The 9,815-nt window shown below is 61.3% G+C and carries 8 protein-coding genes; 6 read left to right on the top strand and 2 right to left on the bottom strand.

Annotation, left to right across the window (positions count from 1 at the left end; translation table 11 throughout):
* A partial coding sequence (gene hemP, locus AC1DT3_RS05450; RefSeq protein ID WP_477464230.1) for a hemin uptake protein HemP occupies positions 1 to 132 on the bottom strand: 132 nt, incomplete at its 3' end.
* A gap of 279 nt (positions 133 to 411) precedes the next feature.
* Between hemP and AC1DT3_RS05445 the strand changes: the two genes are divergently transcribed.
* From AC1DT3_RS05445 to AC1DT3_RS05435, 3 genes are all read left to right on the top strand, one after another.
* The gene (locus tag AC1DT3_RS05445) at positions 412 to 2,526 is read left to right on the top strand and encodes a TonB-dependent hemoglobin/transferrin/lactoferrin family receptor (RefSeq protein WP_477464229.1); all 2,115 of its coding nucleotides are present in this window, start codon (positions 412 to 414) and stop codon (positions 2,524 to 2,526) included.
* Between the two features lie 58 nt (positions 2,527 to 2,584).
* Positions 2,585 to 2,932 (top strand): heme-degrading protein HmuQ, encoded by a 348-nt coding sequence (gene hmuQ / locus AC1DT3_RS05440; protein WP_477464228.1) that lies wholly within the window; start codon positions 2,585 to 2,587, stop codon positions 2,930 to 2,932.
* An 84-nt stretch (positions 2,933 to 3,016) separates the two neighbouring features.
* Positions 3,017 to 3,898 (top strand): glycosyltransferase family 2 protein, encoded by an 882-nt coding sequence (locus AC1DT3_RS05435; RefSeq protein ID WP_477464227.1) that lies wholly within the window; start codon positions 3,017 to 3,019, stop codon positions 3,896 to 3,898.
* Between the two features lie 9 nt (positions 3,899 to 3,907).
* On the opposite strand, the gene AC1DT3_RS05430 is transcribed toward AC1DT3_RS05435, so the two are convergent.
* Positions 3,908 to 5,326: a mannose-1-phosphate guanylyltransferase/mannose-6-phosphate isomerase gene (locus AC1DT3_RS05430; RefSeq protein WP_477464226.1), complete on the bottom strand. Its 1,419-nt coding sequence runs from the start codon at positions 5,324 to 5,326 to the stop codon at positions 3,908 to 3,910.
* A gap of 321 nt (positions 5,327 to 5,647) precedes the next feature.
* Between AC1DT3_RS05430 and gmd the strand changes: the two genes are divergently transcribed.
* The 3 genes from gmd to AC1DT3_RS05415 all read left to right on the top strand — a co-directional run.
* A complete protein-coding gene (gene gmd / locus AC1DT3_RS05425; RefSeq protein WP_477464225.1) occupies positions 5,648 to 6,748 on the top strand; it encodes a GDP-mannose 4,6-dehydratase in 1,101 nt (366 codons plus the stop codon).
* Between the two features lie 12 nt (positions 6,749 to 6,760).
* On the top strand, positions 6,761 to 9,334 hold the full coding sequence (locus AC1DT3_RS05420; protein ID WP_477464224.1) for a glycosyltransferase: 2,574 nt from the start codon (positions 6,761 to 6,763) through the stop codon (positions 9,332 to 9,334).
* Between the two features lie 5 nt (positions 9,335 to 9,339).
* Positions 9,340 to 9,815: glycosyltransferase (locus AC1DT3_RS05415; protein WP_477464223.1), on the top strand; the 476-nt coding region annotated here is incomplete at its 3' end.

Below are 9,815 nucleotides of genomic sequence, written 5' to 3'. Positions count from 1 at the left end.
GTATTGCTCGCCCTGGTGGAGGATGAGCGCCTCGCGACCGCCGTTGAGCAGAGTCTCGACATCGACCACGATAGGCTTTTCGCGGATCTTTGCGGCTGATTTTGGCCCCTGCTGACTTGTATTCGATGACATATGCTCTTGATCACCCTGTTTGTAATTTTTCAAAAGTAATAAATCCGAAAACACGCCGCAGTTGTGCTGTTTTTAGTTGTTGTAAGTTTGCTTTAGAACGATGCAAAATTACAGACTTTCAAATGATTTGACCTCAATATTTAAAAAATATACGGAACGCAAACATGCGGCGCTTCTGTTGCCGTCGCATGGTACAAGCCAGCCAGCGCGTTCATTGTCCGCAAGCCAGCCAGTGCACCAATCCACACATGGTCTCACATTTGGCTGGAGGTTTTACCGATGGGGGCTTTCGTTCGGGTCGCGCTGGTCGCGTCCGTATCCTGGTTCACGATTTCGCAGGCTCAGGCCCAAACGCCACCCGCGATGCCGACGGCTCCTCAGGCTGACCTGGTCGTTCTCGATACGATCACCGTCACGTCGACCAAAACCGAGAACAAGGTCATTGACGATCTCGCCGGTTCCAGCGTCGTCACGCGCGATCAGATCGACCGTTTCCAGGCGTCGCGCATCTCCGACGTGCTGCAGGGCGTTCCCGGTGTCTCGGTGCAAGAGACCGGAACCGATCCGGGACAGGCGATCAACATCCGCGGCCTGCAGGATTTCGGACGCGTGAATGTCCTCGTCGATGGCGCGCGGCAGGATTACCAGGTGAGCGGCCACGGGGCGAACGGCACTTTCTATCTCGATCCGGAACTGATCGGCCAGGTCGACGTAGTGCGCGGACCGGTTTCGACCATTTATGGCTCAGGCGCGATCGGCGGCATCGCTTCCTTCCGCACCCGCACCATCGATGACATCCTCGCGGCCGAAGAAAAATACGGCGCGACCCAGAGGGTGGGATACGGCACCAACGGCGCCGGAATGTTCACCAACGCCATGGTGGGCGCGCGCATCGGCAACGCCGCGGATGCGTTCGGACAATTTCTCTACCGCAACACCAACAATTATCGCGACGGCAACAATGACAAGGTCTGGGATTCCGATTCGGAACTGACGTCCGGATTGTTCAAGTTCAACGTCTATCCGGCCGACGGACACACGTTGAGTGGCTCTGCGCTTCTGCAGAACTATACGTTCAGCAACAATGGCGACACGGGCGTCGGTACCCGCTTCAAGAACGACGTCACGGCGAACACTTTCACGCTTGGATACCGCTTCAATCGCCCCGACGTGCAATGGCTCGATCTCAACGTCAAAGCCTACTACACCAAGACCGAGGACAACCAGCGTGTCATCACGCCTTCGCGGACATACGGTTCACTCGGCGTGAGGCCCGGCGCGCCGCTGATCTACAGCATGGAGACAGCGGGCTTCGACATCAGCAATACAGCGCGGTTCGGCATGGGAAACCTCCAGCACGCGCTGACGTTCGGCCTCGACGGAGCGCAGGATCAGGGCAGCACCAAGGACAATGCAGGCGGCTATGGCTCCGCCTTCACGCCGTCGGGCGATCGCACCTTGTTCGGCGGGTTCGTTCAGGACGAGGTCAGATTCACGCCTTGGCTGCGCGCGGTCGGCGCTCTGCGATTCGACAGCTACGAACTGAGCGGCGGCAACGTCAGCTCGGACGGCAGCCACGTCTCGCCCAAGCTCACCATCGGCGTCGCGCCCATTACTGGAATCGAATTTTACGGCACCTATGCTGAAGGCTATCGGGCGCCGTCGATCACTGAGACGCTGATCCAGGGTATTCACCCCTTCCCGATCTTCAACATCCTACCCAATCCGGCGCTGCGGCCAGAGGTGGCGCGCAATCTCGAAGGCGGCGTGAACGTCCAATACGACAACGTCCTGTCCGCGGGGGACAGCTTGCGGGCCAAGGCATCGGTGTTTCACAACGAGGTCAGCGACTACATCGACACGGTTCCCGTTGGACTGGTGTACAACGTGCCCGTTGTTCCGGGCATGCCGGTAAGCGCCTGTCGCTTTGCGCCGAGCATGTGTCTCATCGGCATCCAGGACCAGCAATATCAGAACATCGCGAAAGCTCGTCTTCAAGGCGCCGAACTCGAAGCCGCGTATGATTGGGGCGCCGGTTTCGTCACCGTTGCGGGCACGATCATCGAAGGCGAAAACCTGGTCACCCACGACGCTCTCAACTCGGTGACGCCCAACCGGATCAGCACGACCATCGGCTTCCGTCTGTTCGACAACAAGCTGACCCTTGGCACCCGCCTCACCTTCGTCGACGACACGAAGAGAACGGTCGCGAACCCGACCAAGGGCTACGGCCTCGTCGATCTGTTCGCGTCTTATCGCTACAACGAGAATATCAGTGGCGACCTGACCATTCAGAACCTGTTCGACCGGCAATACACGCAGTATCTCAATTCCAATCCAAGTCCCGGCCTGACGGCGAAGTTCGGATTGACGGTGAAGTTCGCCAGCCGCTGACCTCTTCGACCGGCGCGGCCCGTCGTCGCGCCGGTTTCCATAACTAAGGAGACATTCGATGTTCATCGCCATGAATCGGTTCAAGGTCGCTCCCGGCAAGGGGCCGGCCTTCGAGGAAATCTGGCTGTCGCGAGAAGTGCACCTGCGCAAGGTCCCGGGTTTCGTGGAGTTTCATCTCCTGCGCGGACCGCAGGGAGACGACCACATCCTGTATTCCTCCCACACGATCTGGCAGGACAAGGCCGCCTTCGAGGCCTGGACCAAGTCGGAGGCGTTCCGCCTCGCCCACAAGAATGCTCGGCCAGCCGGCGCCTCGGATGAACCTGTCTATATCGATCACCCGCAATTCGAGGGCTTCGAGGTGATCCAGACGGTCGGCAGCGACGGCACCGTGGTGGTCGCCTGAAGCGCGCCTGCTGCGGGTTGCACTCTGGCGTGATATGCGCGAAGGCGATGCGGTCTCACGACCCGATCCGAAGGACGCCGCCGCTTGCGCTTCACCATCGTCACGCCGACCCTCAATCGCCGGGCTCTGCTCGAACAGGCGCTCGACAGCGTGCTGGCGCAGAAGCATGACGATATCGAGCATATCGTCATCGATGGCGGATCGACCGACGGCACGCTGGAGATRCTTGCTGCTCGACCGGACGTCATCGTCCTGCAGGATCGTCGGCGCGGGCTCTACGACGCCATCAATCTGGGCATCGAGCGGGCCGCGGGCGATGCGATCGGCCTGTTGAATTCGGACGACCTTTACGCCGCCGGAGCTTTCGCGACAGTGGCGGATGCCTTCGCAGCCGATCCGGACGCCCAAGCCGTCTGCGGCGGCGCGGAATTGTTCGGAGATGGCGGTCCGATCGAACGTTACGACGATCCGCGCGACCGCGCCCTCGACGCCCACGCCGCTCTCATCGGCGCCTGCATCCCGAATGCCCGTTTCTTTCGCCGGCAGGTTTTCGACAAGGTCGGCCTGTTTTCCCTCGACTATCCGCACATCGCCGACCGCCACTTTCTGGCCCGCACGCTGATCGCCGGTATCCGAACCGTGCCGGTCGATTCGCTCGTGTACCGTTACCGGCAGCACGGCGGTTCGCTCACTTTTGCCGAGGGCGTTGCGGAAGGTGAAATGCTGCGCAGCGAGCTTCTGCGATTGGCGCGCGAGATGGCGTCCCGGCCCGATGCACCCGCGGACCTTCGCCACAAGGCGAAGACCCTGGAGGGCCGCTGTCTGATGACCTTGGCGCAGGCGCGCCTGAAAGCCGGCCAGCCGATCGACGCTTTGCGCGTCCTGACATATCGCGAAGGCCGTCTGTCGCCCCTCCCACTCGCCGCGATCCTGGCGGRCGTGAGCGATATCCTGCGTGGCCGCTGAGACGCTCCGTCAGATGCGGTTGTAGACGTCGTCGAGACGCACGATGTCGTCCTCGCCGAGATAGGATCCCGATTGAACCTCGATCAATTCGAGGGGAATCTTGCCGGGATTCTCCAGGCGATGGACCTCACCTAGCGGAATGTAGGTTGATTCATTCTCCCGCAGGATCTTCTCGGTCTCGCCGATCGTGACCCGCGCGGTGCCGCGTACCACGACCCAATGTTCGGCGCGGTGGAAATGCTTCTGCAAGGACAACCGTCCGCCCGGCTTCACGACGATCCGCTTGACCTGGAAGCGCGAGCCGATGTCGAGCGATTGATAGGATCCCCAGGGACGAAATACTTCGAGGTGCTCGTCCACCTGCTTGCGGCCTTCGGCCTCGAGCTTTTTCACCAACGGACGCATGGCGTCCATGTTGTTGCGGTCGAAGACCAAGGTCGCGTCGCCCGTCGCAATCACGGCGAGGTTGTCGACCCCGGCGATGCAGACGAGATTCTTGCTCGAAACGAAATTATTGGAGGCGTCGAGAAAAACGGCGTCGCCGATCGCCGCGTTGCCGTTCTCATCTTTCTCGGTCAGCTCCCACACCGCATGCCAGGAGCCGACGTCCGACCACCCCATGGAGACCGGGATGACGGCCACCTTATCCGTCTTCTCCATTACCGCGAAATCGATCGAAACGGCGGCTGCGGTCCCGAACGCCTCCGGGTCGAGAATCGTCCAGCCGAGATCCTGCTTGCCTTTGCTGACCGCCGCCTGGACGGCATCGATGGTCGCGCTATCGAAACGGCTGTATTCGGACAGGAGGACGTCCGCGCGGAACATGAAGTTGCCGGAATTCCACAGGTATCCATCGGCGATATAACGCCGCGCCGTCTCCTCGTCGGGTTTCTCGACGAAGGCTTCGACCTTGGAGACGCCCGCGAAGGCCGTGTCGGCACCCCGGCGAATATAGCCATAGCCGGTGGCCGGTTGATCAGGATTGATGCCAAACGTGACGATCGACCCACCGTCGGCGGCCTCGGCCGCCTGCCGCACCGCGGCGCGGAAAGCGGCGACGTCCTGCACCACATGGTCCGCTGCCAGCACCAGAACGATAGCCTCGGGATCACGCGCGGCAATAAAGCTGGCGCCCGCAGCGATCGCGGGACCCGAGTCCCGGCGCATGGGCTCCAGCAAGATCGCCGCCTTGACGCCCAGGGCGTCCAGCTGATCGGCCGCGACGTGGCGGTATTCCTCATTGGTGATGATCACCGGCGCGGCGAAAAGCTCCGGATCGGTCACACGCAGCACCGTTTCCTGGAAGCTGGACTGCGAGCCCATCAGATTGATGAACTGTTTTGGTGCCGCCTTGCGAGAAGCCGGCCACAGACGTGTCCCGGCGCCGCCGCAAACGATCAAGGGTACCAATGGCCTAGAAATGCGCATGAATGTCCGCCTCGCCAGAGAGCAGACGTGCTGCCACACCCTCGGGTTGATGGCAAGGTCGGAGGGAGACGCCTAGTGCCGGATGGGAAGTTCCGGCACAGTTCAGGGGCGATAGATTGTGTCACTTTCCCAGTATTCGGCTCGACAAGTCCCAGCCTATGGGCTAAGTGCGGCGACTTATGTCAACAATTTCGGCCAGGGCCTTCCTGCAGAGCTTGGCTCTCGATGGCAGGACGACGCCTGAGGGCCAATCAAACGATCGTCAAGTCTTGGTTGCTCAAATCAGTATGCCGCTTGCCGATCTCGAGGTGTAGAGAAACGATGTCTGACAAGGTTGCGCTGATCACGGGCGTCACGGGCCAGGATGGTGGGTATCTCTCGGAGCTTCTGCTGAGCAAGGGTTATGTCGTTCACGGTGTGAAGCGGCGGTCGTCCTCGTTCAACACGGGCCGGGTGGACCATCTTTATCAGGACGTCCACGAGCGCGACGTACGGTTCCGTCTTCACTACGGCGACATGACGGATTCGACCAACCTGATCCGCATCATGGCCGAGGTGCAGCCGACCGAGATCTACAATCTGGCGGCCCAGAGCCATGTCCAGGTGAGCTTCGAGACGCCGGAATACACTGCCAACGGCGATGCGCTCGGAACCCTGCGCATGCTGGAGGCGATCCGCATTCTCGGGCTCGAGCAGAAGACCCGCTTCTATCAAGCGTCGACCTCGGAATTGTACGGCAAGGTCCAGGCTGTGCCGCAGGACGAGACGACGCCGTTCTATCCGCGCAGCCCCTATGCGGCGGCCAAGCTCTACGCCTATTGGATCACGGTGAATTACCGCGAAGCCTACGGCATGCATGCCTCCAACGGCATCCTGTTCAACCACGAGAGCCCGACACGCGGCGAAACCTTCGTCACCCGCAAGATCAGCCGCGCCGTCGCGTCGATCGAGCTGGGGATGCAGGACAAGCTCTATATCGGCAATCTCGACGCCAAGCGCGATTGGGGCCACGCCCGCGAGTATGTCGAGGGGATGTGGCGGATCCTGCAGCAGGACGAGGCCGACGACTACGTGCTCGCCACCGGCGAGACCCATACGGTGCGTGAGTTCATCGAGCGCGCGTTCGCCCATGTCGGGCGTGTCATCGCTTGGCGTGGCGAGGGTGTCGACGAAGTGGGTGTCGACGAGAAGACCGGCACCGTCCTGGTTGAAGTCGATCCGCGCTATTTCCGCCCGACGGAAGTGGAGCTTCTGCTCGGCAATCCGGCCAAGGCCAAGGCCAAGCTCGGCTGGACCCATAAAACCACGTTCCCGGAATTGGTCAGCGAGATGGTCCAGGCCGATCTCGACCTGTTCCGCAACAACGGTACCAACCGCGGCAACAGCGAAGCCGACTCGATCCGAAACCGCCTGGCCGGCTGACGGAAGACGTCGATGCCGCGCTCCTTGTTCGAAGGAGGACGATCGACGCCGTTCAAGGACGATGACAGGACGGACACGGCGATCTTCGATTCAGTCCCAAGCCCGCCCTCCATGCGAGTCCCTCAACCAGCGATGCCCCGCTCCACCGCAATGAACGACAATCCACTGAGGGTCGGCATCGACCTTCGGCACATCACGCGCGGCGCCTCGGGCGGCATCGCCCCCCAGATCACGGAAACCTTCCGCGCCCTGATCCGATCGTGCCCGGATTGGCAGTTTCACATCTTCGGAACGATGTTCAATCAGGACCTCGTTCCCGTCTCGGCGCCGAACGTCACACACTACACACTGCCCCTCGGCAATTTCTATCCGTCCCTCCAGGGCGTCCTGGATGCGGAGGATATCGACGTGCTCTATCGACCGTTCCCGAACGAGGACGAGCTGACGTTTCCTCTTCATAAGCAGGTCGTCTTCATTCCCGATCTGCAGCATGAATCCTTTCCGGATTTCTTCGACGCCGGCACGCTCAGCCTGAGACGCACTCATTTCGCGCGTCTGATCACTGGCGGCGGTGCGGTCGCGACCAATTCGGAACACGCCGCCGGCACGATCCGCGCCCATTATCACAACGCCTACGACGACGTGTTCCTGATGCAACCGTCGTCGCAGGTCGCCGATATCGGCCGGGATCTCAACGTTTCCGACGCATTCAAGTCCAAGATTGGCGCGTATGAGCCGTTCTTTTTCTTTCCCGCCAACCTATGGCGGCACAAGAACCACGCGACGCTTCTCGACGCGTTCGCTCTGTTCAAGAAAAATGATCCTCTGGCGGGCGATTACTCGCTCCTCCTCACGGGGCATCCTCGCGGCTGGCAAGAGCTCGCCGCCACGCATGCTTCCGAGGGTGTTCACCATCTGGGTTTCGTCTCGCGCGATGAGCTCGTCTACATCTATCGCCACGCCAAGGCACTGACCTTCCTATCCCTTTTCGAAGGGTTCGGCATGCCGGTGCTGGAGGCGTTCGACAACGATTGCCCCGTCATCTGCAGCAACACCTCGAGTCTGCCGGAAGTGGCGGGCGACGCGGCCCTGCTCTGCGACCCGACCGACGCAACCGACATCGCAGCTCAGATGTCCCGCATCGTCCAAGATGGCCCCCTGGTCGAAAACCTGATCGCGAAAGGACGAGCGCGGGTCGGTCGCTATACCTGGCAGAAGGCGGCGGACAATCTGAAACAAGCGTTCCGGCGCGTCGCCGCCCGCGACCCGGGAGAGCGCCCCATCGTTCCCGCCCCCGTAACGGACGCCCCGGCGATCCCGATGGCGCCTCTCGACACGTCGATCAAGGTCTCGATCGTGACGCCCTCGTACAATCAGGGCCGCTTCCTGAAGCGCACCATCGACAGCGTTCTCAATCAGACCTACCCCAACATCGAACTGATCGTCATGGACGGGGGGTCGAGCGATGAATCGGTCGACATCCTCAAATCCTACGGCGACCGGATCAGTTGGGTCTCCGAGAAGGACAAAGGGCAGACCGATGCCATCAACAAAGGGCTGGTGCGCACCTCGGGGCAGATTCTCGCCTATCTGAATTCCGACGACACGCTGGAGTTGGATGCCGTCGAGACCGTCGTGCGGTTCTTCCAGGACAACCGTGATGTCGATCTCGTCTACGGCGACGCCCATTACATCGACGTCGACGACAACGTCACCGGGCGCTATCTGACGGCCGCCTATTCCTTCGACCGCCTGGTGCAGGATTGCTGCGTCTGCCAGCCAGCCACGTTCTGGCGCTCGTCGGTGGTGGAGCGCTTCGGCCTCTTCGACGATACTCTCGACTACGTGATGGACTACGAATATTGGCTGCGGGTCGCACGCAAAGGCGGCACGATCCGTCATCTGCCGATTCTTCTCGCCAATTCCCGCCTCTATCCGGAAACAAAGACCCTGTCGGCGCGCAACCTGATCTATCGCGAGATCTTCATGGTCTCCCGCAAGCATGCGGGGCGGGTCAGCAAGAGCTACGTTCAGGGCTATTGGAACCACCGGCTCTGGGAGCGTCATGACGCATTCGCCAGAATTGTCCGGCGCGTGCCGCATCTGGAAAAGGCCTTTGTCGAATACGATGCCGCGCGATTGGGTGACCCTTCCTACCCACCCGCCAAGGCGCTTCGGCACGTGGCGCGCAAAGTCGCCGGCGGGTTGAAGGCGCGCCTGCGCCGCAGAATCAAGCTGTCCCCCAGGCTCGCTCCTGCGCTCGGGCCGCTCACGTCTGGCGTATCGGGCGTGTATTTCGACAATTGGCTCGCGACCCGGGTCCGCCTTTCGCCCTCACCCTTGCGCGACCGTCCTCTCGTTCTCGAAGGGCGGGCACCGCGCGCCATGACCCTCCGTGTCAAGGCCGGCAAGGCGATCGTGGCCGAGTATCGGCTCGAGGCCGACAAGATCGAGCGGCTCGATATTCCCGGCTCCGCCGAGGCCATGGAATTCGCCTTCACCTCCTATATCCCGGACCACAAGAACAATCGGCGATTGTCTTTCCACGTGAAATTCACCGATTGCTTCTCGGAAGAGGAAATTTGAAGTCGATGGAAAACGCCGAGCCCCTGTCGAAAGCGGAAACGCCGGTCATTGGTATCAGCGTCGTCGTCCCATCGTTCAATCAGGGCCGTTTCATCGACGAAACCATCCGCTCGCTCCTCGACCAGAACTACCCGGATCTCGAAATCCTGGTCATGGACGGGGGATCGACCGACGATACGGTCAGGCGTCTCGAAGCTTACGGCGAGAGGATCCGCTGGGTCAGTGAAAAGGACGAGGGCCAGTCGGATGCGATCGTGAAGGGCTTCGCCCGCACGTCCAAACCGTGGATCACCTGGCTCAATTCGGACGACGTGCAGAGCGACCGCGCGCTCTGGCGCGTCAACGAGGCGGTCGCCGCCAACCCCGAGGCCGAGGTGGTGGTGGGCCGCGCCCACTACATGGATGCCGACGGCTCCAACCCCAGGCCCTACCCCACGATCGACGTCGGCCCCGGCAGTGACGTGAAACAGGAAATGTTCGA

The sequence above is a fragment of the Microvirga sp. P4_G7 genome, assembly GCF_056401005.1.
This window is presented reverse-complemented; position numbering and strand designations above follow the sequence as displayed.

Coding starts and splice junctions, on each gene's coding strand:
- gmd (WP_477464225.1), top strand. CDS start 5,648: ATGTCTGACAAGGTTGCGCTGATCACGGGCGTCACGGGCCAGGATGGT.
- hmuQ (WP_477464228.1), top strand. CDS start 2,585: ATGTTCATCGCCATGAATCGGTTCAAGGTCGCTCCCGGCAAGGGGCCG.
- AC1DT3_RS05420 (WP_477464224.1), top strand. CDS start 6,761: ATGCCGCGCTCCTTGTTCGAAGGAGGACGATCGACGCCGTTCAAGGAC.
- AC1DT3_RS05430 (WP_477464226.1), bottom strand. CDS start 5,326: ATGCGCATTTCTAGGCCATTGGTACCCTTGATCGTTTGCGGCGGCGCC.
- AC1DT3_RS05445 (WP_477464229.1), top strand. CDS start 412: ATGGGGGCTTTCGTTCGGGTCGCGCTGGTCGCGTCCGTATCCTGGTTC.